This window comes from Streptomyces sp. NPDC026377 (assembly GCF_055567715.1).
In genome coordinates, this window is record NZ_JBVHPV010000010.1 from 155,829 (window position 1) to 180,899 (window position 25,071).

Annotated in this window: 20 protein-coding genes; 5 read left to right on the top strand and 15 right to left on the bottom strand. The window is 73.0% G+C overall.

From position 1 onward, the window contains the following. Positions 1 to 11 precede the first annotated feature (11 nt). From mmsB to ACZ4MU_RS21865, 6 genes are all read right to left on the bottom strand, one after another. Entirely contained in the window at positions 12 to 1,247 is a 1,236-nt protein-coding gene (gene mmsB / locus ACZ4MU_RS21840) for a multiple monosaccharide ABC transporter permease (RefSeq protein ID WP_467879070.1), read from the bottom strand. Between the two features lie 5 nt (positions 1,248 to 1,252). Further along, entirely contained in the window at positions 1,253 to 2,785 is a 1,533-nt protein-coding gene (gene mmsA / locus ACZ4MU_RS21845) for a multiple monosaccharide ABC transporter ATP-binding protein (protein ID WP_467879073.1), read from the bottom strand. Between the two features lie 32 nt (positions 2,786 to 2,817). Next, positions 2,818 to 3,936 carry a multiple monosaccharide ABC transporter substrate-binding protein gene (gene chvE / locus ACZ4MU_RS21850; protein WP_467879076.1) on the bottom strand — a complete coding sequence of 373 codons (1,119 nt, stop codon included), beginning with the start codon at positions 3,934 to 3,936 and terminating at the stop codon, positions 2,818 to 2,820. Continuing rightward, a complete protein-coding gene (locus ACZ4MU_RS21855; RefSeq protein ID WP_467879078.1) occupies positions 3,936 to 4,931 on the bottom strand; it encodes a hypothetical protein in 996 nt (331 codons plus the stop codon). Before ACZ4MU_RS21855 ends, chvE begins: the two co-directional genes overlap by 1 nt. A 146-nt stretch (positions 4,932 to 5,077) precedes the next feature. Further along, positions 5,078 to 6,151 carry a zinc-dependent alcohol dehydrogenase gene (locus ACZ4MU_RS21860; protein ID WP_467879080.1) on the bottom strand — a complete coding sequence of 358 codons (1,074 nt, stop codon included), beginning with the start codon at positions 6,149 to 6,151 and terminating at the stop codon, positions 5,078 to 5,080. Next, positions 6,148 to 7,314: a mandelate racemase/muconate lactonizing enzyme family protein gene (locus ACZ4MU_RS21865; RefSeq protein ID WP_467879083.1), complete on the bottom strand. Its 1,167-nt coding sequence runs from the start codon at positions 7,312 to 7,314 to the stop codon at positions 6,148 to 6,150. Before ACZ4MU_RS21865 ends, ACZ4MU_RS21860 begins: the two co-directional genes overlap by 4 nt. A gap of 277 nt (positions 7,315 to 7,591) precedes the next feature. Here ACZ4MU_RS21865 and ACZ4MU_RS21870 point away from each other — a divergent pair, with 277 nt between their 5' ends. Together ACZ4MU_RS21870 and ACZ4MU_RS21875 are read left to right on the top strand one after the other, a co-directional pair. Next, entirely contained in the window at positions 7,592 to 10,186 is a 2,595-nt protein-coding gene (locus tag ACZ4MU_RS21870; RefSeq protein WP_467879086.1) for an alpha-L-arabinofuranosidase C-terminal domain-containing protein, read from the top strand. Positions 10,187 to 10,442: 256 nt separating this feature from the next. Next, positions 10,443 to 12,215, top strand: a complete 1,773-nt coding sequence (locus tag ACZ4MU_RS21875) for an NlpC/P60 family protein (RefSeq protein ID WP_467879088.1) — start codon at positions 10,443 to 10,445, stop codon at positions 12,213 to 12,215. A 463-nt stretch (positions 12,216 to 12,678) separates the two neighbouring features. Here the strand turns inward: ACZ4MU_RS21875 and ACZ4MU_RS21880 are convergent, their stop codons facing one another. After that, positions 12,679 to 13,278, bottom strand: a complete 600-nt coding sequence (locus ACZ4MU_RS21880) for a cupin domain-containing protein (RefSeq protein WP_467879091.1) — start codon at positions 13,276 to 13,278, stop codon at positions 12,679 to 12,681. 458 nt (positions 13,279 to 13,736) lie between these two features. Here ACZ4MU_RS21880 and ACZ4MU_RS21885 point away from each other — a divergent pair, with 458 nt between their 5' ends. After that, the gene (locus tag ACZ4MU_RS21885) at positions 13,737 to 14,309 is read left to right on the top strand and encodes a DUF6817 domain-containing protein (RefSeq protein ID WP_467879094.1); all 573 of its coding nucleotides are present in this window, start codon (positions 13,737 to 13,739) and stop codon (positions 14,307 to 14,309) included. Between the two features lie 35 nt (positions 14,310 to 14,344). Here the strand turns inward: ACZ4MU_RS21885 and ACZ4MU_RS21890 are convergent, their stop codons facing one another. From ACZ4MU_RS21890 to ACZ4MU_RS21915, 6 genes are all read right to left on the bottom strand, one after another. Then, positions 14,345 to 15,496 (bottom strand): MFS transporter, encoded by a 1,152-nt coding sequence (locus ACZ4MU_RS21890; protein WP_467879339.1) that lies wholly within the window; start codon positions 15,494 to 15,496, stop codon positions 14,345 to 14,347. 214 nt (positions 15,497 to 15,710) lie between these two features. Further along, a complete protein-coding gene (locus ACZ4MU_RS21895) occupies positions 15,711 to 16,694 on the bottom strand; it encodes a cytochrome c oxidase assembly protein (protein WP_467879096.1) in 984 nt (327 codons plus the stop codon). Beyond that, the gene (locus ACZ4MU_RS21900) at positions 16,691 to 17,215 is read right to left on the bottom strand and encodes a DUF2243 domain-containing protein (RefSeq protein WP_467879099.1); all 525 of its coding nucleotides are present in this window, start codon (positions 17,213 to 17,215) and stop codon (positions 16,691 to 16,693) included. The genes ACZ4MU_RS21895 and ACZ4MU_RS21900 overlap by 4 nt, the downstream gene beginning before the upstream one ends. A 123-nt stretch (positions 17,216 to 17,338) precedes the next feature. After that, on the bottom strand, positions 17,339 to 18,223 hold the full coding sequence (locus ACZ4MU_RS21905) for a hypothetical protein (protein WP_467879101.1): 885 nt from the start codon (positions 18,221 to 18,223) through the stop codon (positions 17,339 to 17,341). Continuing rightward, complete coding sequence (locus ACZ4MU_RS21910) at positions 18,220 to 20,322, bottom strand: PEP/pyruvate-binding domain-containing protein (RefSeq protein ID WP_467879104.1); 2,103 nt, start codon at positions 20,320 to 20,322, stop codon at positions 18,220 to 18,222. Before ACZ4MU_RS21910 ends, ACZ4MU_RS21905 begins: the two co-directional genes overlap by 4 nt. Positions 20,323 to 20,751: 429 nt before the next feature. After that, a complete protein-coding gene (locus ACZ4MU_RS21915) occupies positions 20,752 to 21,351 on the bottom strand; it encodes a hypothetical protein (protein ID WP_467879107.1) in 600 nt (199 codons plus the stop codon). A gap of 455 nt (positions 21,352 to 21,806) precedes the next feature. On the opposite strand from ACZ4MU_RS21915, the gene ACZ4MU_RS21920 reads away from it, so the two are divergent. After that, on the top strand, positions 21,807 to 22,424 hold the full coding sequence (locus ACZ4MU_RS21920; protein ID WP_467879110.1) for a dihydrofolate reductase family protein: 618 nt from the start codon (positions 21,807 to 21,809) through the stop codon (positions 22,422 to 22,424). Positions 22,425 to 22,466: 42 nt separating this feature from the next. On the opposite strand, the gene ACZ4MU_RS21925 is transcribed toward ACZ4MU_RS21920, so the two are convergent. Next, positions 22,467 to 23,465, bottom strand: a complete 999-nt coding sequence (locus ACZ4MU_RS21925; RefSeq protein WP_467879113.1) for an aldo/keto reductase — start codon at positions 23,463 to 23,465, stop codon at positions 22,467 to 22,469. A 246-nt stretch (positions 23,466 to 23,711) separates the two neighbouring features. Here ACZ4MU_RS21925 and ACZ4MU_RS21930 point away from each other — a divergent pair, with 246 nt between their 5' ends. Beyond that, a complete protein-coding gene (locus tag ACZ4MU_RS21930) occupies positions 23,712 to 24,023 on the top strand; it encodes a hypothetical protein (protein WP_467879115.1) in 312 nt (103 codons plus the stop codon). Positions 24,024 to 24,066: 43 nt separating this feature from the next. Here the strand turns inward: ACZ4MU_RS21930 and ACZ4MU_RS21935 are convergent, their stop codons facing one another. Continuing rightward, positions 24,067 to 25,035, bottom strand: coding sequence for an RNA polymerase sigma-70 factor (locus ACZ4MU_RS21935; protein WP_467879117.1), 969 nt, complete (start codon positions 25,033 to 25,035; stop codon positions 24,067 to 24,069). Positions 25,036 to 25,071 lie beyond the last annotated feature (36 nt).

Below are 25,071 nucleotides of genomic sequence, written 5' to 3' on the forward strand. Positions count from 1 at the left end.
TCGAGGGGATCTCATGAGCCGACCTTGCGTTTGTTCCAGACGTCGAAGCCCACCGCGGCCAGCAGGACGAAACCCTTGATGACCTGCTGGTAGTCGGTGCCGACGCCGACCAGCGACATACCGTTGTTGAGCACGCCGAGCACCAGACCGCCGATGATCGCGCCCAACACCGTGCCGACGCCGCCGCTCATCGAGGCACCGCCGATGAAGGCCGCCGCGATGGCCTCCAGCTCGAAGTTGACGCCCGCGTTGGGTGTGCCCGCGTTCAGCCGCGCCGCGAAGACGACACCGGCGAGCGCCGCCAGGACGCCCATGTTCACGAAGACAAGGAAGGTGACGCGCTTGTCCTTGACACCGGAGAGCTTCGCCGCGGCCTGGTTGCCGCCGAGCGCGTACACATGCCGCCCCACGACCGCGTTGCGCATCACGAAGCCCAGCCCGATGAGCAGGGCGGCGAGCAGGAGCAGCACCACCGGCACGCCCCGGTAGCTGGCCAGGGTCAGGGTGAAGGCGAGGACGGCGGCGGCCATCGCCACGCACTTGGTGAGGAACAGCCCCCGGGGGAGCACATCGAGTTCGTAGGCCTGCTCGCGCCGCCGGGAGCGCACCTCCTGGATGAGGACCACGGCGGTCAGGGTGAGTCCCAGCAGGACCGTGAGGTTGTGGTAGTTGGTGTCGGGCCCGACCTCCGGAAGGTATCCGGTGGAGATCTTCTGGAAGCCCTCGGGGAACGGGCCGAGCGAGCGGGAGCCGAGCAGGATCTGGGTGCCGCCCCGGAAGAGCAGCATCCCGGCGAGCGTGACGATGAAGGAGGGGATGCCCACGTAGGCGATCCAGAACCCCTGCCAGGCGCCCGCCACACCGCCGATCGCGAGCGCCACGGCCAGCGCGACCACCCAGGGCACATGGTGCTCGACCATCATCACCGCGCACGCCGCGGAGACGAAGGCCGCCAGTGAGCCCACGGACAGGTCGATGTGGCCGGCGATGATGACGATCACCATGCCGATGGCCAGGACCAGGATGTAGCTGTTCTGGAGCACCAGGTTGGTGACGTTGTTCGGTTTGAGCAGGACGCCGTCGGTCCATATCTGGAAGAGCACGACGATCAGTCCGAGCGCGACCAGCATCCCGTACTGGCGCATGTTGCGGCGGGCCGCGTCGAGGAGCAGCGCCCCGGTGGGGGAGCGCGGCGGTTCGGGGGTCCTCGGGGGGCTGGGGGCGGCGTCGGTGGTGACCGGACCCATATCGGCTACCTCTTGTTCGTGGTGTCGTTCGTGGTCATGAGGCGCATGAGCCCTTCCTGGGTCGCGTCCGCGCGGGCGGTCTCGCCGGTGAGCCGGCCGGCCGCCATGGTGTAGATGCGGTCGCACATGCCGAGGAGTTCGGGCAGTTCGGAGGAGATGAAGACGACGGCCTTGCCCCGGGCGGCGAGTTGGTCGACGACCGTGTAGATCTCGTACTTGGCGCCCACGTCGATGCCGCGGGTGGGCTCGTCGAGGATCAGCACCTCGGGACCCGCGAAGATCCACTTGCTGAGGACGACCTTCTGCTGGTTGCCGCCGGACAGCCGCCCGACCGGCTCGAAGACGGTCGGCGCCTTGATGCCCATGGAGGTGCGGTACGACTCGGCGACCCGCCGCTCCTCGTGCTCGTCGACGATCCCGCGCCGGGACACCTTGTCCAGGGCGCCCAGCGTGATGTTGCGGCTGATGGTGTCGATGAGGTTGAGGCCGTAGTGCTTGCGGTCCTCGGTGACGTACGCGATGCCGTGGCCGACCGCCTCGGGGACGGTCTTCGTCCGGATGGGGCGGCCGTCCTTCCACACCGTGCCGCTGATGTTCCGGCCGTAGGAGCGGCCGAAGACGCTCATGGCCAGCTCGGTGCGGCCCGCGCCCATCAGCCCCGCGATCCCCACGATCTCGCCCCGCCGCACATGCAGACTGACGTCGTCGACGACCTTGCGCTGCTGGTCGATGGGGTGGTGCACGGTCCAGTCCCGCACTTCGAGGGCCGCATGGGCGCCCGGGTCGCCCTCGTAGGGGGTGCGCGGCGGGAAGCGGTGGTCGAGGTCGCGGCCGACCATGGAGCGGATGATGCGCTCCTCGGTGGTGTCCGCGGCCTTCACGTCGAGGGTCTCGATGGTCCTGCCGTCCCGCAGGACGGTGACCGAGTCGGCGACCGCCGCGATCTCGTTGAGCTTGTGCGAGATGATGATCGAGGCGATGCCCTGCGCCTTCAGCTCCAGGATCAGATCGAGGAGATGGGCGCTGTCGTCGTCGTTGAGGGCGGCGGTCGGCTCGTCCAGGATCAGCAGTCGGACCTCCTTGGAGAGGGCCTTGGCGATCTCCACCAGCTGCTGCTTGCCGACGCCGATGTCCGCCACCCGGGTCTGCGGATGCTCGCGCAGACCCACCCGCTTCATCAGCCGCGCCGCGTGCTTGAGCGTCTCGCCCCAGCTCACGATGCCGCGCGTGGCGTGCTCGTTGCCGAGGAAGATGTTCTCGGCGATGGAGAGGTAGGGGACGAGGGCGAGCTCCTGGTGGATGATGACGATCCCGCGTGCCTCGCTGGCCCGCATGTCCTTGAACGCGCAGAGCTCGCCCTGGAAGAGGATGTCGCCCTCGTAGCTGCCGTGCGGGTGGACGCCGCTGAGGACCTTCATCAGGGTGGACTTGCCCGCGCCGTTCTCGCCGCAGATGGCGTGCACCTCACCGGGTGCCACGGTGAGCGAGACGTCGGAGAGCGCCCGGACCCCCGGGAACGTCTTGACGATGGAGCGCATTTCCAGGATGGGCGCCCCCCTGTCCGGGCCGCTCACTTCAGGTCACTCGCCTTGATGTAGCCCGAGTCGACCAGCACCGACTGGTAGTTGGACTTGTCGACGCTGACCGGGTTGAGGAGGAAGGCCGGTACGACCTTCTTCTCGTTGTTGTACGTCTTGGTGTCGTTGACCTGCGGCGTCTTGCCGGTGAGCACCGCGTCGGCCATCTGCACGGCCTGCTTGGCCAGGGCGCGGGTGTCCTTGTAGACGGTCTGCGACTGGTCCCCGGCGATGATGGACTTCACGGACGCGACCTCGGCGTCCTGCCCGGTGACGACCGGGTAGGGCTTGGCGGCGGTGCCGTAGCCGCCGGAGCGCAGGGCGGACAGGATGCCGATGGAGATCCCGTCGTACGGAGAGAGGACGGCGTCCACGCGCTCGGTGGAGTACGCCTTGGTCAGCAGGTCGTCCATGCGCTTCTGCGCGGTGGCGCCGTCCCAGCGGAGCGTGGTCACCTGGTTGAGCCGGGTCTGGCCGCTGCGCACGACCAGCTGCTTCTTGTCGATGTAGGGCTGGAGGGTCTTGAGGGCGCCCTGGAAGAAGTAGCGGGTGTTGTTGTCGTCGGGCGAGCCGGCGAACAGCTCGATGTTGAAGGGGCCCTTGCCCTGCTGGGGGCCCTTCAGGCCCAGCTTGTCGACGATGTAGCCGGCCTGGAGCACGCCGACCTTCTCGTTGTCGAAGGAGGCGTAGTAGTCGACGTTGGGGGAGCCGAGGATGAGGCGGTCGTAGGAGATCACCTTGATGTGCTGGTCGGCGGCCTGCTTGAGGACGTCACTGAGGGCGCGTCCGTCGATCGCGGCGATCACCAGGGCGTCCACCCCCTTGGTGATCATGTTCTCGAGCTGGGCGACCTGCTGGTCGACGCTGTCCTCGCCGTACTGGAGGTCGGTCTTGTAGCCCAGTGCCCGGAACTGCTGGGCCATGTTGTTCCCGTCGGCGATCCAGCGCTCGGAGGACTTGGTCGGCATGGCGATGCCGATGGTGGCCCCCTTGCCGCCCTTGGGCGTGGCCTTGCCGCCGCCCTCGCTGTCCTGTCCGCAGGCGGTGAGGGCGAGCGCGAGCGCTCCCGCGACGAGGGCGAGTGCGGCTGGTCGGGTGCGGCGCATGGTCATCAGTCCTTCGGGTTCACGGGGAAGCGGTTCAGGGCGCCGGGACGGCGGGAGCCGAGCGGGGACATACCGCCGTCGGAGCCGAGGCGGGCGAGCAGGTCCAGGACCAGCCGGCCCCGGCGGACCCGCTCGCGGGCGGTGTGCAGGGCGGTGTCGCGCAGATGGGCGCCGTAGGGGTAGATGCCGGGCGCCCTGGAGAGGCCGAACTTGAGGTAGAGCGGGGCGGCGCGGCGGATCAGCTCGGCCGCCTCGTACATCCGCACATAGCCGCCGAGGTCGTCCGGCGCCTCGATGTAGAGGTCGAGCGGCACCCTGGAGACCCGCCTGACCTCGGTGAAGTGAGCGGCCGTCAGATCGGAGGGGACGTTGACGGAGTCGGCGCCCAACTGCTCGTAGACGGCGACGGACGCCGGGTTGACCGGGCCGATCAGCGCGGACACCTTGAGGGTGGTCTCGGCGGGCAGCAGCCCGCCCTCGCGCATCCGGTGCAGGCTCCACAGCACGCCCTCGTCCGCCACCAGCAGACAGCGCACCCCCAGCTCGGCCGCCCGCAGGGCGTCTTCGACGCACCCGGCGAGCGCGTCGTGGCCCCGGGCGCGCAGCCCCGCCCCGCCGGAGTCGGTGCGGACGGAGGCCCCCGCGTCCCAGGTGCCGCGAGGCCCGGTGAACAGGCAGAGCTCGATGTCGCGCTCGGCGCAGCCCTCCACCATCTCGGTGATCTCGGCGTCGGAGAGCATCCACACACCGCTGCCCTGGCTGACGCGGTGCACGGGCACGTCGAGGCGGGAGGCCTCCTTGAGGACGGCGGAGAGCGCCTCCGGGCCCTCTACGGAGGGGATCTCGGTGCGCCAGGTGCCCCCGTCGGGGAACGTGTGCGGGGAGGAGTCGGCGGGGTTGCCGCCGGGCGCGCCCAGGCCCAGGGCGGCCAGGGCCGGTTCGCCGGGTCGGCGGGGGCCCTCGGGGCCCGGGCGGGGGGCGGTGTCGGGTGCGTCGGTCACAGGCGGATTCCTTGTACGGGAGAGACGTTGCGTGTACGGGAAGGTCGTGCGCGTACGGGAGGTTCGCGCTTGTTCGGCATGTCGAACAAGGTTCGGATCACAGGGGAGGGGCAGGGCGCCGCGGCGCCCGGGCGCGAAGACGCGCCTCAGGGGCGCAGCAGTACCTTTCCGGTCTTCGGGTCACCGCCTCCCACCAGCGCGAGGGCGTCGGTGTACCGCTCCAGCGGGAGTTCGTGGGTGATCAGCTCCGACGGGTCGATCAGCCCCGTGCTGTAGGCCCGTACGGCGAACGACCAGGCGGCCGAGGGAGCACCGAAGACGCTCCGCACGGTGAGCTGGCTCACCGACAGGTGCACCGGGTCGATGCCCACCGCGCCTTCGGCGAACATCCCGGTGAGCACCACCCGGCCCCCGCGCCGCGCGAGGAGGCAGGCGTCGGCGGCGGTGGTGCGGGCGCCGGCCGTCTCCACGACCAGGTCGTAGTAGCCGTGCGCCTCGCCGGGGTGGACGGGCGTGCGGGCCTCGGTCGCCCCCATGCGGCAGGCGAGCTCGGCGCGCTCCAGCCGGGGGTCGATCACGGTCAGCTCGCCGGGGGAGGCGGCGGCGAGGAGCTGCACCGCGAGCAGCCCGAGCGTCCCCGCCCCGACCACCGCGATCCGCTCGCCCGCCTCGGGCGCGCCGGCCCGGACGGCGGCGGCGACCACGGCGGCGGGCTCCAGCAGGGCCGCGCCGCGCAGATCGGCGTCGTCCGGCAGCAGGTGCAGCAGCCGGGCCGGCACCACCACGTGGTCGGCGAAGGCGCCGGGGTGGGTGAAGCCGGTCTCCGCGTACGCGGCGGCGCACAGGGACGTCTCCGCGTTCCGGCACCGCTCGCAGGTCCCGCAGAAACGGAACCCCTCGGCGACCGTCTTGCGGCCCACCACGGCGGGGTCGACCCCTGCCCCGGCCGCCACCACGGTCCCGGACCACTCGTGGCCCGGGGTGACGGGGTAGCGCACATAGTCGGGGGCGCGCCTGCCTTCGTACACCTCACGGTCGCTCATGCAGACCCCGGCGGCGGCGACTTCGACGAGCACCTCGCCGGGGCCGGCCTGGGGGCGCGGCACGGTGATCAGACGGTGGGCGCCGGGCGCGTCGACGACGATGGCGCGACTGGTCGCCCCGGCCCCGCCGTCCTGCGCGGCGCCGCCCACGGGACCCGGCTGCTCGCGGCCGTTCATCCCGCCGCTCCGGAGGGCTTGGGGGCGCGCTTCTCCCAGCCCTCCGCCCAGAGGTCGAACCGGGCCTGCTGCTGGGGGAACTCGGCCGCCGCGTCCACATCGAGCTCGACGCCGAGCCCCGGGGCGTGCGACAGCTCGAAGTAGCCGTCGACGACCTGCGGGGCGCCCTTGACGACCTTCTTGATCTCGGCGTCCGCGAAGTCGTTGAAGTGTTCCAGGATCTTGAAGTTCGGGGTGCAGCCCGCCACCTGGAGGCTGGCGGCGGTGAGGACCGGACCGCCGACGTTGTGGGGCGCGACGAGCATGTAGTGCGTCTCGGCCGTGGCCGCGAGCTTGCGGGTCTCCAGGATGCCGCCGATGTGGCCCACGTCCGGCTGGATGATGTCGACGGCCTGCGACTCGAAGAGCTCCCGGAACTCGATGCGGTCGTGGATGCGTTCCCCGGTGGCGACCGGGATGTCCACCTTGGCGGCGACCTTCTCCAGGGCCTTGAGGTTCTCCGGCGGCACCGGCTCCTCCAGCCAGGCGGGCTCGAACGGGGCGAGGTCGCGGGCCAGACGTACCGCCGTGGCGGGCGAGAACCGTCCGTGCATCTCCAGCATCAGCTCGGTCTCGGGGCCGATCGCGTCCCGTACGGCCTCGATCAGCGACACCGCGTACCGCGTCTGGCGGTGGTCGAGCTCGAAGTGGCCGGTGCCGAAGGGGTCGATCTTCAGCGCCCGGTAGCCGCGCTCGACGACCGCTTGGGCCGCCTTGTGGTAGGCCTCGGGGGTGCGTTCGGTGGTGTACCAGCCGTTGGCGTACGCCTTGACGCGGTCCGTCACCTTCCCGCCGAGCAGCTGCCAGACGGGGACGCCCAGCGCCTTGCCCTTGATGTCCCAGCAGGCCATCTCGACGACCGCGATACCGGACATCACGATCTCGCCGGCGCGTCCGTAGTCGCCGTACTTCATCCGGCGCACCAGGTCCTCGATCGCGAACGGGTCGGAGCCCGCGATGTGGTTGGCCTCGGCCTCCCGCAGATAGCCGAGGAGCGCGTCGGTGTGACCGAGCATCCGGGTCTCGCCGACTCCGGTGAGGCCCTCGTCGGTGTGGACCTGGACGTAGGTGAGGTTGCGCCAGGGAGTCCCGACGACGTGTGTGCTGATTCCCGTGATTCGCAAGGCAGTTGCTCCCGAGGCTGCGTCCGTACCGTTCGATATTTCGTCACGCGTTCGAAATGTTGGCGTGACGGTAATGACGTGCGGTGGCGGGTGTCAATGGGTCGCGCGGGAACCGTTCCCGAGTCCTGCCGGGTGGCGCGCTCCGTGGGCGTCGCGCCGCCTTCGGGGTGTTGACGCCGGGGCGGCCCAGGGGGAATGCTCCCGGCGACACAGTGGCGACGAAATGCAGAACACTGTCCGAAATCTCGAACCATCATGGAGAGATGAGGAGTTCAGCATGACCTCAGACACCCCCACCGCCCCGGCCGGGCGACCGGAGACCGGCCCCAGTCGCAGAACCCTCGTCACCGCCCTCGGCGCCCTCCCGCTGGCCGGGGCGATCGGCCCTGCGCTCGCGGCCTCCCCGGCCCGGGCGGCCGACGCGCTCCCCGCGCCGGTCGCCCACTGGGCCTTCGACGAGGCGACCGGCACCACCGCGGCCGACAGTGCCGGCGGCCGCACCCTCACCCTCGACGGGGCCGCGCGCTTCGGCCCGGCGAAGTCCGGGGCCTCCGGCCTCGACCTCTCGGCGGGCGGCAACGCCACCGCCCGGACCGCCGTCGTGGACACCACCAAGAGCTTCAGCGTGTCCGCCTGGGTCCGCCTCACCGCCACCACCGGATACCAGACCTTCGTCTCCGTCGACGGCTCCCAGGTCAGCGGCTTCTTCCTGCAACTGCGCGACGACACCGGCGCGTTCGCCCTCACCCGGCTGCCCTCCGACGCCACCTCGGGCAACGGTGCCGCCGCCGTGGCCGGCGCCTCCTTCGCTCCCGCCACCGGCGTCTGGTACCACCTCCTCGGGGTCGACGACCGGGCGGCGGGGGTCGTCCGGCTGTACGTCAACGGGGTCCTGGAGGGCGAGGTCCCCTTCTCCGGCGCCTGGCGCGCCACCGGTGCCACCGCCGTCGGGCGCGGTCTCTTCGGCGGCGCCCAGGTCGACCAGGCGCACGCCCTCATCGACGACGTCCAGGTCTTCGACACCGCGCTGACCGCCGAACAGGCGGCGGCCCTGGCGGGCGTGCCGGTGGACTCCACCCGGCCGCTGCTGAGCGTCGATGCCTCCCGGCCGGGCCCCGTCGTCAGCCCGGACCTCGGCGGGATCTTCTTCGAGGACATCAACCACAGCGGCGAGGGCGGCCTCTACGCCGAGCTCGTCAACAACCGCAGCTTCATGGCCGCGTCCACACCGCTGCACTGGTCCACCGTGGGCGCCGCCACCTTCGCCGTGGACCCCGCCCAGCCGCTCAACCAGGCCCTCACCCAGTCGCTGCGCGTCACCACGAGCGCGGCCGGGGACGGCGTCGCCAACGAGGGCTTCTGGGGCATCCCGGTCCGCCCCGCCACCACCTACCGCGCCTCCCTCCACGTCAAGTCCCCCTCTCTCAAGGGCAGGTTGACGGTCTCGATCGTCGGCGCGGACGGCACGGTCCACGCCACCGCGACCACGGGGGCGCTGACCGGCTCCTGGCGCAAGCACGAGCTCACCCTGCGCACCGGACGCGCCGCCCCCACCACCCTCGACGCCCGCCTCGTCGTCACCGCCCCGGCCGCCGGCACGCTCTGGCTGAGCCAGGTCTCCCTCTTCCCGCCGACGTACAAGGGCCGCGACAACGGTCTGCGGGTGGACCTGATGGAGAAGCTCGCCGCCCTGCGGCCCGCGTTCCTGCGCTTCCCCGGCGGCAACTACCTCGAAGGCAACGTCATCGCCGACCGCTTCGACTGGAAGAAGACCATCGGCCCGGTCGAGCAGCGGCCCGGGCACCGCAACTCCGCCTGGGGCTACTGGTCCACCGACGGCCTGGGCCTGCCCGAGTACCTCCAGATGACCGAGGACCTGGGCTGCGCGCCCCTGCTGTGCGTCTACGCCGGATACTCCCTCCAGGGTGCCCATGTCACCGGGGACGCCCTGAAACCCTTCGTGCAGGACGCCCTCGACCAGATCGAGTACATCACCGGGCCCGCCACCTCCACCTGGGGCGCCCGGCGAGCCGCCGACGGGCACCCGGCGCCCTTCCCCCTGACCCATGTGGAGATCGGCAACGAGGACTGGTTCGACAGGTCGGGCTCGTACGAGGAGCGCTACGCGGCCTTCCACGACGCCATCAGGGCCCGGTACCCGAAGCTCAAGCTGATCGCCACGACGCCGGTCGCCTCCCGCCCGTACGACCTCATCGACGAGCACTACTACCTGTCGCCGTCCGCCTTCCAGGCGGGCTCACACAAGTACGACGGCCGGGACCGGCGCAGCCCCAAGGTGTTCGTCGGGGAGTGGGCCGCGCAGGAGGGCCGCCCCACCCCCAACCTCGACGCGGCACTCGGCGACGCGTCCTGGGTGGCCGGGCTCATCCGCAACTCCGACCAGGTCCTCATGGAGTCGTACGCGCCCCTGTTCAGCCATGTCAACGACAACACCTGGGCCACCAACCTCATCGCGTACTCCGGTCTGACCAGCTACAACTCACCCAGCTACTACGCCCAGCAGATGCTGCGCACCCGCCGGGGCACCGTGGTGCTGCCCACCGAGGTGCGCGCGCTGCCCGGCCTCAACGTCGTCACCACCCACGACCCCGCCACCCGCCGGGTCTATCTGGCCGTGGTCAACACGGGCGGCACGGCCCGCAGGACGGCCGTCTCCCTCAAGGGGATCGCCCGCACGGCGTCGGCCGGTACGGTCACGGTCCTGACCGCGGCGGACCGGAAGGCCACCAACACCCTCGCCGACCCGGAGGCGGTGGTCCCGCGCAGCCGGTCCGTCCGCGGTATCTCCCCGGCCTTCACGGCGACCTTCGCCCCGTACTCGGTCACGGTCCTCGAATTGCGGACCGCCTGAGCGGACGCCGCGCGGCCGCCACCGGCCGCCAGGCGCCCGGCCCCGGCCGCATCGCCCGAAGGACACGCAGACCGCGACCGGTCCTTCGGGCGGTGCCGCCCGGTGTGCGAGCCCCCACGGTGACGGCAAGGCGAAACACCCTGGTTGTCGTGCCTTCGCCGCCTTCGTGGGGGGCGCAATGCGGCGATTCGTGCACATCGGACGCCCGGGGACCCCGGTGGCCGCGGTCACCCACCGCTGCCGCATGATGACGCGCATGTCCCACACTTCCAGGCGCAGCCTGCTCGGTATCTTCGCGGCCTCGGCCGCCACCGTTCCGCTCGGCGCTCTCGCCGCCGCCCCGGCGCGCGCCGCCGTCTCCACCGCTTCCACCGGCTCCGCCGCCCCCCTCGCGGCGCCCGCCGGGCTCGCCTCGCCTCGTTCCTCGGTCACGCTGCCGCCGCTGAACGCGTCCTACTTCAGCCAGCTGACCCTGGCCGCCCCCCTCACCACCTCGGTGCTCGCGGGCACCCCGGCGCGCACCGAGGTCACCTCCGGCGGCAAGCGGGTGGCCCTGCTGACGCACGGAGCCCGTACCGTCGTCCTGCCGGGCCCGTCGCGGACGTTCACGGAGAACAAGAAGTCCTTCGTGGACGACTTCGCGCGCACCCTGCCGGACCCCTCCCTGCCCGAGGCCGACCGCGTGTACTGGGGCACCTCCCCGGGCGGCGGCAGTTGGTCGACGCTGGGACCGGCCGTCACCGACTACTCGGTCGTGCCGGGCGCCGGTGTCATCAGCCTCACCACCGACTACGCCAGCCGTCATGTCACCCTGCGCGACGGGGAGATCACCGACTTCGACGCGCGGTCCGTGGCGCACTTCGACAAGGTGCCCACCGGCCAGGCGTGCTCCTACGCCCTGTCCTTCGGCTACCAGGACACCAGCAACAACTACCGGGCCCGGCTGTCCTTCCTGACGACCGGCGCGGTCGAGCTGCGCGTGGAGAAGGAGGTCGCCGACAAGGTCGACCTGCTCGCGGGGTCCAGCGCCGTCACCCTCGCCACGGGCGTGACCGCGGGCACCGACTGGACGATACGGGTGCGCCGCGAGGGCACCCGCGTCCAGGTCAAGGCCTGGCGCACCGCCTCCACGGAGCCCACCGCCTGGAACGTCGACCTCAGCGACGACACCTTCGGCCGCAAGGGACGGGTCGGCCTGCGCGCGCTGGCCAACGACGGCTGCACCAACCTGCCGGTCAAGCTCTCCGTGAAGCGCTTCCAGGTCGACCAGTCGACCTGGGCCACGCCGCCGAGCGTCACGCACGGCGACTGGGTGCGGGTGCTGCCCGAGCCCTTCGACGGGACCTGGACGCCGGAGCTGGAGAAGACGATCCGCGCCTGGGCGGGCTCCACCGCTCCGGACGTCCTGGCGTACGCGGCGATGTTCCTCGCCGACGGTCCCGCCGTCACCAGCGGATCCGGGCCCGCCAAGGACAAGCCGGTCCTGGGCGAGGCGGGGTACGGCTATCTGGACCCGCAGGGCTTCCGCTACGAGGGCGCCGACTTCCACGAGTACATGAACACCGGCTGGACCTTCCCCGACGGCACCTACACCGGCCCCTCCAGCAAGCAGGTCGGCAATCTGGACTGCTCCGGCTTCACGCGCATGGTGTACGGCTACCACATGGGCGTACCGATGGCGGCGGGGCAGGACACCTCCCGCACCCGGCTGCCGCGCAAGTCGCGGGACATGGTGGACTACGCGCCCGGTGCGCGCATCGACCGGACCGACGGGACCAACCCGCCCGCGGCGGCGCTGCTCCAGCCCGGTGACCTGCTGCTGTTCAACGCCGACTCCGGTGACGACAACCCCACCGTCACCATCGACCACGTCGGCATCTACCTGGGCCTGGACGCCGCCGGACAGCGCCGCTTCGTCTCCAGCCGCAAGACGAACAACGGCCCCACCATGGCGGACCTGGGCGGCGCCTCACTGCTGGACGGCACGGGCACGTACGCCACGAAGCTGCACACCGTCCACCGCCTCTGACGGGAGGGCAGCGTGGGACGCCCGGGGCCGTGCGGGGAGCGCGGCCCGGGCGTCCGGGGGCGGTCAGTAGGGAAGCGGGCGTCCGCTGGGGGTGCGCAGATCCAGGGGCGGCCTGGGCGCGGGCGGCCGCGGCCGCCTGATCACTGTCTGTCGCATCACCGTCACCACCTGAACCGGGCCGGACCACCGGCCCCTCGGGTTCACCCCTGTCCGGGAAGGTGAATACCCCGATATCCGGGCCGCAGTCATCCGCGCCCGGTACGACTCGGCCGGAATGACTGGCCCGTCGCCGGGACACCCGGCGGGCGAGCGGGGAGCGAACCGGCAGAGCGGCCGGTGAAGGGCGGTGGACGACCGTGGCGGAGCGGGGTTCGGACGGACAGTCGGTGGACGGCGGCGGCCGTGCCGAACCTGCGGCACGGCGGTCGCGCGCGCCCCCGCCCGGCGCGGCCACGTGCCGGGGCTAGGCGGGCTGGTTGGTGACGTAGAAACCGGGGTCGTGGATGGGGGTGATCTCGGCGTCCTCGCCCTGGGCGGCCAGCCATTCGGCGCGCAGGCGCGCGGCCTCGTCGTCGGCCTGGGAGGCGGGGACGAGACGGCCGTCGGGGGTCAGACGCATCGGCGTGTCGCCCGCGGGGCGCCAGTCGAAGCGAGCGGCGATCTTGAAAAGGTCCTCCTGGGTGAGCGGACCGCCGTTGTCCTTCTCCGCCTGGAGCGCGGTGGGGTGGTAGTCCTCGTAACCGCCGGGCATGTGCAGGGTCAGGAAGTGGCAGCCCTCACCGGGCGGCGTGGCCCAGGTGTGGCGCGTGCCGCTGGTGATGTGCGCGAGGGCGCGCGAACGCAGCTCCACGACCTCGTCGTCGACCTGGACCAGGAGGGTGCCGGAAACGACGTAGTAGGTCTCCGTCGACTCGGCGTGGGTGTGCAGCGGAGGGCCCGACCAGGCCGGGCCCTGGCGGGTTTCCACCCAGGAGGCCGCTTGGCCGGTCATCTTGCTGGAGAGGACGATCTCGAACCCGCGGCGGCCTTCGGGGCGTTGGCCGGGGAGGACGATGTGCGTCATAGGAGGGCTTCTCTTTCCGCTTGATAATGGCTTGAGTTCTGATCTACCGCACAGCGGGCCTGTTCGTCTGCGGGCAGCCGTCCGCAGTCGAACGCGCCCGCCCCTGCCCGCCCCGCGCTGTTCCGCCGGTGCCTGGGACGCCCGTCACCTCCTGGGATTCGCCGGAGCGGACCCGGGAGAGGGTTCCCCGAAGCGGCCCGGTGCGGGGCGCGCCTGTGGTGAGGTGGGCTTCCTGACCGTTGCCCGCGCCCCGGGAGCCCGCCGTGTCCCGTTCCCCGCAGGAAATCCTCGGGGTCCTTCGTCCGCGCCGGCACGCCGACGCGGAACGCCGACGCCCTTGCCGAACTGTTTACCGGGGACGGCGTAGTTGGCGCCGGGACAGGTGAGTCGAAGGACGCGGCCCCCAGGGGCGGGGCGCTGCCGCCCGGTGTCTCGGCCCGCGTGGGATACTCGCGCTCATGACGGCCGCCGCCCCCGACACCGCACCCCTGTGGACACGCGCGGACGCCTTCCTGCGCGCCCGGGGGGCCGCGCGGCTGCCCCATCCGGGCGGGACGCTTCTGGAGCACCTCGGCCGGGTGCGCGGCCTGTTGACCGCGTGGGGAGCCGATCTGCGGACCCAGGCGGCCGGGCTGTGCCACGCGGCGTACGGAACGGACGGCTACGACGAGGCCCTGCTGCCGGTGACCGAACGGCACGTGCTGGCGCAGCTGATCGGCGCGCGGGCCGAAGCGCTCGTCCACCTGTACGGCAGCTGCGACCGCGGCGCGCTCTACCCGCGACTGGGCCGCACCGGCCCGGTGGTCTTCCGGGACCGCTTCACCGGCGCCGAGCACACGCCGGACGAGGCCGACCTGCGCGCGTTCCTGGCCATCACCGCCGCCAACGAACTCGATGTACTGGCCCACAACGCCGAACTGGCCGCCCGGCACGGTGCGGCGCTCCACGCGCTGTTCACGCGCTGCGCCGCGCTCCTCCCGCGCGCCGCCCAGGAAGCCTGCGCGCGACAACTGGGTCCGTACGCCGCGTAAGCCCCCGCCACCGTGCCGACCACCGCCACCCGCTCTCAGGTGTCCCGCCGTACCGGCCGCCTCCACAGCAGCACCGCCGTGGTGGCCGCCAGCAGCGCGACACACCCGCTGAAGACCAGCCCCGCCGGACGCAGGCCCAGGGTGACCGCCATGGCCCCCACCCCGACCACGGGGATCGAGATCGCCACGTACAGCACGACGAAGAGCGCGGAGGTGATCTCCGCCCGGCGTTCGGGCGGGCTGTGCTCGCCCACCTCGGTGACCCCGGCCCGGAACGACAGGCCCTGGCCCGCGCCCGCGGTGAGCGCCCCCGCCACCAGCAGGGGCAGCGAGGCCGCGAGCAGCGCCCAGGAGATCAGCGCCATGCCGGCCACCAGGACCACACAGCCCCACGGCAGCGCCCGGCGCACCCCCACCCGCCCCATCAGCAGCTGACCGGCCGTCGAGGCGGCGAAGACCGTGAAGACCACCGCGCCGGACACGGCCGGTCGGCTCACCCCGACCACCTCGCTCAGGAAGCTCGGTGCCACCGACGTGAACAGCCCCATGGTGGCGAACCCCGCGAAGCCCGCCAGGGCCGCGGGGACGAAGGCTGGGCGCACCGTCGGGGGCACGCGCAGCCGCCTCGGGCGGCGTGACCCGCCCCGCCGGTTCCGTACGGTCTCCGGGATCAGCAGGACGCCGACGACGCCCGCCGCGACGAGGCCGAGGTCCACGAGGAAGACCTGGCGCAGCGGGTCGGAGGCGAACTGGGCGATGAGCCCCGCAAGGAGAGGGCCGCTGCCCAGGCCGCCCATGTTGGCCGCGGTGGCGAGCAGCGTGGCCGACGTCGCCCACCGCGCGGGGGCGAGCTCCACCACGGCGGCGGTCGCGGTGCCCGTGAACAGGCCCGCCGACAGGCCCGACAGCACCCGTCCCGCGAACAGCTCCGGCAGCCCCTGCTCGAAGAGGAAGCACACCGCGCTGAGCGCCGAGGCCACCAGCCCCGCCAGCAGGACCGGCCGCCGGCCCACGGAGTCCGACAACTGCCCCAGCAGGAGCAGGGCCGCGATGACACCGACGGCGTACACCGCGAAGATCACCGTCACCATGAACGAGGAGAAGCCCAACTCCCGCTGGTATGCGCGGTACAGGGGAGTGGGCAGGGTCGTGCCGCACATCGCTACGGCGAAGGCGTAGGCGGCCACGGCGAAGGGCCAGGCGCGCCCGGTACCGCTGTGGCCGGTACCGGCGTCGTCCGCCTCGCGCGCGAATACGTGGTTGCTCACCCGCGACTGCCTATCAGGAAGATCGCGGCGAGGGCCGCGCGCCCCGCGCACCGGCGGTCATGACGCACCGGCTGGGCGAAGGCGCCGGCCGGCGGCCCGGCCCCCACGCCTAACCGGTCACCGCCGCGGCCCCCTACCGGCCGCTCTCGCCGGTCCCGGACGCGATCGGCCTCCGGAGCGGCTTCGAGAGGGCCCACCAGTGTGCTCTGCGGGCCACGCTCGTGCCCCTGGGCTCACGGGGCCCGCCGCGGTGACGGCTGGGGGCGGATCCGGCGTTCACGGTTCCCGCCCGCGCATACGTGGTCGGGGCCGACCGGCCCGCGCGTGCGGCACCGGCCCGCCCGTCCACGTGCGCGCGGCGGCCCGCGGCCGTGTACCACTGCCGGGCCAGGACGACGGCCAGCGCGATCTCCACCAGGTCACCGCCGTAGTACATCGCCTCCGCCGCGCGGGCCGCGTCGGGGCCGGGGAAGGCGGTGCCGGGCGGGGAGGCGCCGTAGAGGGTCTTGGCCAGGACGGCGTGGGCGGTGGCCGCGGCGACCAGGGTGGCGGCGCGCAGGGGCAGGCCGTGGCGGTGACGTACGGGGTCGAGCCGGCAGACGGCGAAGGTGAACAGCAGCCCGGTGGCCAGGACATGGACCAGGACGGCGGCGTGCAGCCACGGGTGGCCGTGGAGCCGGGCGAAGAGACCGGTGCGGTAGAGCAGCCACAGACCGCCCATGTCGAGCACCGCGGCCACCGGCGGCAGGAACAGCAGACCGAGCGGGCGGGAGCGGACCACGGCCCGCAGGCACCGCCGCAAGGAGCCCGCGGGCAGGGCACGCAGGACGAGGGTCACCGGGCGTCCCAGCACCAGCAGCAGCGGTGCCACCATGCCGATGACCAGGTGCTGGACCATGTGTGCCGTGAACTCCCCGCCCGGCAGGGGGGCCAGGGCGGCCAGGACGAGGCTCGCCTGGCCCGCGGTGAAGGAGGCGTTCCGTGCCCACGGCCACGCGTCACCGCGGCGCCTCAGCCGCCGCGTGGCCAGCAGGTATCCGGCTGCCCCGACGAGGGCGAGCACCGCGGCCGCCGCCGCCGGGGCACCCGCGGCCTGTCCCGTGTGCGTCGGCGTCACCCGCGCGGCTCCCGGGCCCGCGCCGCTTCGTCGTCGGGCGCCTCACCCGTGCCGGAGCGCCTCACCAGCACCGCGCCCACGACCAGCAGGACCACCGCAAGCACGTTCCACGTCCAGTCGTAGGGGACCAGGTCGACGTGGTAGCGGATCTGGTGCAGCTCGAGGAGCTTGTGCTGGACCGTCCCGTCGTAGAGCTGGAAGAACCCCGCGCCCAGCAGGATGCCGCCGGTCAGGCCCCGGCCGCTCAGCGCGGCGCGCCGACGCAGGTCCGCCACCAGCATCAGGCCGAGGACGACGGCCAGCCAGCCGAAGGCGTGGAAGAGGCCGTCGGAGACCAGTCCCACGCCCGGGGTGGACTTGTCGTAGAAGTGGTGCCAGTGCAGGAGCTGGTGGAAGACCGTCTCGTCGACGAACGCGGCGATCCCGACCCCGATGAGCACCCCCGACCACACCGAGCGCTTCGGGCGGACCGTCCCGTAGTCCGGGGGCGGCAGGCGACGAGGAGTTGAAGGGGTGGCCACAGGAGGCCTCCTGACGGGAAGTGGGACCGTACTCGCTCCCCTGCGGCTACCCTCCCCCGCCCGCGCCCACCGCCCACCGTCGCATTGCGGCGCACTTCCGCCCCTGTGGCCGCCCGCTCCGGGTCAGTCCCGCTTCGTCTGGTCCATGCCGACGACCTTGAAGTACGCGCGGTCGGTCGCCGCGTCCTCCAGGCAGCCGCGCAGCCGCATACGGTCGTGATCGGCGAGAGCGGGGTGGACGACACCGGCGTAGAGGCCGTCGCCGAGACTGCCCAGGGTGGTGTCGTAGAGGGGGACGGCGGTGGAGTGGCGGCAGCGGGTCCAGATCTCGTGGGCCAGCAGGCTCCGGTACTCCTGGCCGGAAACACCCCGGGTGGCGAGGCGTACCACCACGGAGGTCGCCACGGTGTCCGGGGCGCGCTCCTCGGGGCGGGTCTCAGTCAGCTCGCCGAGGCCGAGAACGAGTGCGGCCAGTGCGGTGCTTCCGGCGACGAAGCCGGTGACCCGGTGCCGGGTGCGCCGCCGGTCCGCTCGCGTCGGGGGCAGGGCGTCGAGGTCGGTGCCGAGGGGCGGGGCGGCCAGGATCGCGAGACGGCCCGCCACCCGTCGCTCGGCGGCGGGACGGACGGTGCTCCGGGCGATCTTCTGGACGAGCCGCGCGAGCCCCGAGAGCACGGCGCCCGCCGCCATCAGGACGGGAACGAAGACATGGGTGCGCTCCACACGGACGTCGTCCAGCCACCGGAAGCGCGTGGTGGGATCCGGGGCGTGGGGCTGTTCGAGCCGGGCCAGGACGTCGGCGTGACGGCGGTCGCCCTCGCCGATGCGCTCCTCGATACGGCTGAGGCGGCCCAGGACGATCAGGCCGAGCAGCAGCACCTCGGCGACGAGCAGCAGGACACCGCACATGATCGCGCGCTGCCACTGCCAGCGGTAGAGGTAGATGACGACATAGGTGCCCGCGCCGAGCCCGGCCGCGCCCGCGAAGAGGTGCGCCAGTCGCTTCACCGGTCGGCCGCCTCTGGGGTGCGGGTTTCGTCCAGCCGTATCTCGCCGCTCGTACCGTCGACGGTCAGGCGGGTTCCCGGGGTGAAGCGCCGCACGGCGTCGGCGGCGCCCACCACGGCGGGCACCTTGTACTCGCGTGCCAGGACGGCCAGATGGGACAGCGGGCTGCCGGTCTGGGCGACCAGCGCGGTCAGGTGCGGCAGCAGGGGAGCGAGGGCCGGGTCGAGGGTGCGGACGACCAGGACGGCGTCCTCGGGGCGTTCACCCCGGCCGTCCCAGGCGGTCCCGGTGGCACGGCCGCCGCAGACGCCCCGCGCCGGGGCGTCAGCGGCGCGCGGGCGCTCGGCGACCACCACCGCATCCTCGGCCAGACGGAAGGCGTCGGGCAGGGGCGGGGTGTCGGGGCGGGGGAGCCGCTGGGCCATGTCCTGCGGCAGGCCGTCGCCGTCGAGGGTGCTCAGCAGCTCGTGCCAGCGCAGCAGCGCGACGGCGCGGTGGGACAGGGTGATCCGGCGTGCGGCGTCGTGGACGAGATGCGTCTGGAGCTGATGGATCCAGCGGATGCGCAGCCGCAGGGCCTCGCGGGCGGGCAGGGCGTCGAGCCCCGGACCCTTCTCCGCGGCCGCGGGTCTCTCCCCGTTCTCCCGCCCGGTCGGCGGCAGCCGCAGCGGACCGGTCAGCCGCGGCGGGGTGAGCGCCAGGACGACGGGTGCGCCCGCGACGATCTCGGCGTCCGTGAGCCCCCGGGAGCGGTGCTGGGCCAGGGCGGTGAGTGCCGCGCTCGCGGCCGTACGGGTGCTGTCCTCGCGCAACAACGCGCCCGCCAGCGCCTCCTGGGCGTGCAGGGCTGCCAGGGCGGCGCGGGTCCAGCGCAGCAGGGCCGCCAGGTCGGCGCGGGAGAGCTCGGCCGGTGGCGGGGTCTCGGCCAGCCGGCGGTCGATGTCCGCCGTGAGGTCGAGGGCCAGGCCGGGCAGGGCGCGGGTCAGCCGCCCGGTGCGCCACGCCGCCGCCAGCCGACGGGCCCCCGGCAGCGGGTTGAGCCGGGCGAGCAGCCGGTGGCGCGGCGGGACGACGCCCAGCAGGCGCAGGTCGGCCGCGGCGCGACCGGCGACCGTGGTCACCACGGGGTGCGTGCGCAGCAGACGGCGCGGCGCGCTGCCGCCGATGTCCAGCGCCGCCGCGATCCCCCGGGCCATCGGTGCCACCCACAGGTCCTCCTCCAGGGGTTGCAGGGTGGCGGGGAGGGTCTCGGCGACGGGGCCGGGGCCGAGCAGCCGGGCGCCGCGTGCGGGCCGCGCGGTCATGGCCGTGATGGGACGGGCCTGGAACAGCCACAGCCGCCCGGTGCCGTCGAAGCCGAACTCCATGTCCTGCGGCCCGCCGAAGACCCGTTCCACCCGTCGGGCCAGCCGGGCGAGGCGGTACAGCTCGCCACGGGTCAGCAGCCGCTCCCCGGCGGTGTGCGGGGGTGCGGGGCGCAGCAGGCGGCCGGAGCGCGACAAGTGGTAGCTCGTGCCGTCCTGTTCGCCGCTGACCAGGGTGTCGGGTCCGCCGCGCACGGCGCTGACCAGCATCCGGTCCAGTCGCCCCTCGACGGGATCGGCGCCGAAGAGCACACCGCCCACGCGCGCGTCGAGCAGCGGCTGGACGAGGACGGCCATGGGGCCCCGGGTGCCGTCGGGCCGGTCCGCGGAGCCGAGGACCGTACGGACCGCCGCGCGGAAGGCGGGCCAGTCCCGGACGTCCAGCACGGACGCGAACTGCCCCGCCAGGGACGACTCCTCGGTGTCCTCCTGCGGGGACGAGGAGCGGACGACGAGCGGGACCGCGCCGTCCTGGGAGAGCTCGCGCCAGGCGTGCCGCAGGGCCTCGGCGTCGTCACCGGCGCCGTGCGGGACGACGAAGCCGGGCAGCACCGGCAGCCCGGCGACGGCGGCGCGCGCCAGGTTCGCGGCCTTGGAGCCCGCCGACAGCGGCAGCCGGGCGGCGGGGTGGTCGAGGGCGACGGCGGCACCGGCGGGGACGGCGGATTCCTCGCGCCGCGCCTTGCCGTGCTCCCCGCCGCGTTCGCGGCCACCGCGTTCGGCGAGGGCGGTCATCGCCCACCGCCCGTGGCCACCGCTGACGGGCGCTCACGCGCCGCGGCTGGGGGTCCGGGTGGGAACGTCGGCCTGATCCACGGCAGTGCGAGCATGTCTCTCCCCCTCCGACCCGGGGCGGGGATCGGGCCGATCCTTCGCGGCGGGTGCTGTGCGGCCTACGTGGGAAGCGGGAGGCCAGGGCCCTCGCCCGTCACTGCGGGGCCGTGGGTCGACGGCGTCCCGGGAGAGTGACGGGAGTCCCCGTGCGACGACCCGCTCCTTGGTTGTTCATGTCAGCTTCCGCTCGAGTCTGCCTTGCCTTGCGCAGGAGGTGGCGGCCGAGCAGTGCGGAACAAGCCACGGGCGCAACGACGTCCGCGCCGAGGCCGCGGATGGGCGGCTCGGCGCGGTGCGGGTGGCGGCGCAGGTCGTGCGGGCGGGTGGGGCCTACTCCTCGAAGTAGGCGTTCAGCACTTCTTCGAGCTGCTCGGACCACTGGTCGAGGTGGGCCCGGTCCTCGGCCTGGACGTCGTTGCGGAACCAGCGCGGGCGGGGCAGATGCACGGTGATCGTGAACCGGCGGGTCCAGCGCGAGGTCGCGTACTCGACGGCGCTCAGCTCGTCCCATCCGAACTCGGCCTCCTCGCCGTCCAGGCGGAGCCGGATCCCCGAGCGGTCGGCGCTGATGCCGCCCCTGCGGTCGGAGACGGAGAAGACGGGCCCGTCGTCGGCCCCGTCGGGCGCGGCGCGTTCGGGAGCGGGATCGTCGGTGGCGGCGTCCGGCGCCGGCGCGGGGACGGCTCCTTCGGCGGCGTGCTCCCCGGAGGCGCCCTCCCCGGCGTTGTCCGTCACCGCGTCCGTCACCGTGCCGTCGGTCACCGCGTCCTCGGGCTCCGGCTCCGGCTCGGTGCCGCCCTGCCGGTCCGTCGAAGCCCCGGGCGCCGGAGCGGGCGCGGGCATGAGCCCGGGGACGTGCGCCGGGTTCAGCGCGGCGGCGTTGAGGGCGGGGCTGAGGGCGGTGTGCTGGTCATCTGTTCGCTGGTCCACGGCGCGAAGTATGGCGAACACAGCTGTGTGAGAGCCATAAGGGGGTCGTCATCCATCCGGTCCGCGCTATCCGATCATGTCCGGGACTCGCCGTTCCCGAGTGCTCCGGCAGGCGGTCGGGTGACCCGCCGCCGGTCCGCCCGGGCTGCACGAGGGCCCGGGTCCGGCCGAGTTCGGGACGTTCCTGGTGCTGTTCTCGGGCGCGGCGGCGGTCGGCGCGTGCGGTCGGCGCCCCGCCTGGTGGGCGTGGGGGAACCTGAGAGCCTGTCTTTTTGAACCCCCGCCCGCGCCCCGACTCCCCCCTGCTCGCCAAGCCGTCGAGGTGGCGCACCCGGAGCGGGGCGGTGCCGGGGTGACGGGGCGACAGCGGTCCTCGCCGCAGCACCGATGAGTTTCCGCGGCCCCGGCCGTCTTCATGGAGCAGGCCGCAACGGCGGCCCTTCTGGGAGGACATCATGAGGAAGATCACGGCTGGCCTCTTCATCTCGCTCGACGGGGTCGTCGAGGCGCCCGACCAGTGGCACTTCCCGTACTTCGACGACGAGATGGGGGCGGCCGTCGGCGCGATGCTGGGCACGGCCGACACCGTCCTGTTCGGCCGCAGGACCTACGAGAGCTTCGCCGGGGCCTGGCCCGAGCGGGAGGCGGCCGGGGGTGAGGACGCGGGCTTCGCGAAGACGCTCGGCGACGCCCGCAAGATCGTCGTCTCGCGCCGGAAGCTGGACTTCACGTGGCGCAACTCCGAGCAGCTCCAGGGCGACCTCGTCGAGGCCGTCACCGCCCTGAAGAACGGTCCCGGCGGTGACATCGCCCTCAGCGGGTCGATCTCGGTCGTCCGCCGGCTCCTGGCGTCCGGCCTCCTGGACGAGCTGCACCTGCTGGTGCACCCCCTGGCCGTACGCAAGGGCATGCGCCTGTTCGACGAGGGGGAGCCCACGATCCCGCTGAGGCTTCTCTCCTCCGAGGCGTTCCGGTCGGGGGTGCTGCACCTGGTGTACGCACCGGCCGGGTCCACGGACGAGGGCACGTACGACGAGGCCAGGACGCATCTGCCGCAGAGCGACCAGGAGTGACCCCGGCACCCGGACCCCGCCCGTGCCCCGGCGGCCGGGATGTCAGTTGTTGACGTAGGCGAGGCTCGTCGCGTCGTAGCGGGTGCCGGCGACCTGCTCCGGCGGGGCGGCGGCCTCGATGGCCGCGAGGTCCTGCGGGGACAGCTCGACGGCCAGGGCCGCGAGGTTCTCCTCCAGGTACTTCTGGCGCCGGGTGCCGGGGATCGGCACCACGTCCTGGCCCCGGTGCTGGACCCAGGCGAGGGCGAGCTGCCCGGCGGTGACGCCCCTCGCCTCCGCCAGCTCGTTCAGCTTCGCCACGATGGCCAGGTTGCGCTCCAGGTTGCCGTCGGCGAAGCGCGGCTGGGTGCGCCGTACGTCGGTGGCGTCCAGTCCGTCCACCGAGCTGTACTGGCCGGTGAGGAAGCCGCGCCCGAGCGGTGAGAACGGGACGATGCCGATGCCCAGCTCCCGGCAGACCGGGGCGATCTCCGCCTCCAGGTCGCGGGTCCACAGCGACCACTCGCTCTGGAGGGCCGCGATGGGGTGCTCCGCGTGCGCCCGGCGGATGGTGTCGGCGCCCGCCTCGGAGAGCCCGAGGTGGCGCACCTTGCCTTCGCGTACCAGCTCGGCCATGGCGCCGACGGTCTCCTCGATCGGTACGGCGGGATCGACCCGGTGCTGGTAGTAGAGGTCGATGTGGTCGACCCCGAGCCGGCGCAGCGAGGCCTCGCAGGCCTGCCGTACGTAGGCGGCGTCACCTCGGATGCGGACGGGCTCGCCCAGACCGTTGGCGAAACCGAACTTCGTGGCCAGCACCACCTCGTCCCGCGGCCGCCCGGCGACCGCCCGTCCGATCAGCTCCTCGTTGTGCCCGGAGCCGTAGAAGTCGGAGGTGTCCAGCAGGGTGACCCCGAGGTCGAGGGCGCGGTGCAGGGTGGCGATGGACTGGGCGTCGTCCGTGGCCCCGTAGCCGTGGCTCATGCCCATGCATCCCAGGCCCTGTGCGGCGACCTCCAGGCTGCCCAGGTGTCGGGTGGGGAGAGCGGGGACGGTGGTCATGGTGGTGCCTCCTGAACTCGGAAACGATCTGTTCAGGACGCTAGGTGCTGGAGTGCGCTCGAAGTCAACCGCCGGTGCGGCCGGCCCCTTTCGGTGCCCCGGTCCGTGCAGCGAGTTCGCACACCGTCCGACGATCCGACCTAGGTCTCCCCTCGTGTCGCGCGGGCGCGGGCGTCGTTGTCCGGGTGGGCGAGGCGATCCGGCCTCGCCGTCCGTAGTTCCACCGTGTTCACCAGGGGATACCTCATGCGCCTCATCCGTCCGTTCACCGTCTGCCTCGTCGGTCTCGGCATGGCCCTCACCCTCTCCGCGGGGACGGCCGTCGCCTCCAAGGGCCCGTTCACCTTCCAGAGCGGCGGCCAGGTGTTCTACGTGCAGGACGTGCCGGACGGCAAGTGCTTCACGATGTCCCGGGGTTCCTTCGCACCCCACAACGGGACGCGGTCGCCCGCCACGGTGTTCGCCGGCAAGGACTGCAAGGGCAAGGCGACCCCCATCGCTCCCGGCCGGCAGGCGCCGAAGGGGCTGCGCTTCTCCAGCGTCCGGTTCGGCCGGTAGCCGCGCGGCGGGAGCGTCGAGGTGGGAGCGGCGGGGAGAAGGGTCAGCGGCACAGCGCCGTCTCGTGCCGCATGTGCGACAGCTTCGCGGGGTTGCGTACCGAGTAGAGCCCGCTGATGAGGCCGTCGTCGATGCGTACGGCCACGACCGTGTCGATCTCGCCGCCCACCCGCAGGACGAGCGCCGGGTAGCCGTTGACGTGTACCGGGCGCAGTGACGGCGCGGAGAACCTGCCGATCCTGGCCAGCAGACCGGCCACGTCGCGGGCCCCGGTGACGGGGTGGAGGATCGCCTGCCTGACTCCGCCGCCGTCACCCATGAAGACGACGTCCGGCGCGAGGATGTCGAGCAGGCCCCGCAGATCGCCCGTGGCGGCGGCCCGCTGGAAGGCGTGGAGCGCCTCGCGGGTCTCGGCCGGGGAGACCGTCCCCCGGGGCCGGCGCGCCGCGACGTGGACGCGGGCCCGGCGGGTGATCTGGCGGACCGCGGCAGGGCTCTTGCCGACGGCCTCGGCGATCTCCTCGTACGGGAGGTCGAACACCTCGCGCAGCACGAACACCGCCCGCGCGGTCGGTGCCAGGGTCTCCAGCACCAGCATCATCGCCATCGAGACACTGTCGGCCAGCTCGACGTCCTCGGCCACGTCGGGCGCGGTGAGCAGCGGCTCGGGCAGCCAGGTGCCCACGTACGACTCCCTGCGGCGGCCGAGGGTGCGCAGCCGGATCAGCGCCTGGCGCGTGGTGATCCGTACCAGGTACGCACGGGGGTCGCGCACCGCGGCGATCTCGACGCCCGCCCACCGCAGCCAGGTCTCCTGGAGGACGTCCTCCGCGTCGGCGGCCGAGCCGAGCATCTCGTAGGCGACGGTGAACAGCAGGTTGCGGTGGGCGACGAACGCCTCGGTGGCGCGGTCCGCCCATATGTCCCGCGCGGGCGCGCCCGCCGTGTCCCCGCTCCGCTCGTGCTCGCTCTCCACCGGCCGCTCCCGCCTGTTCGTCTTAGCTGCTGCCATGCGCACAGGACACCGGCCGCCGCGGTTGTGTGACAG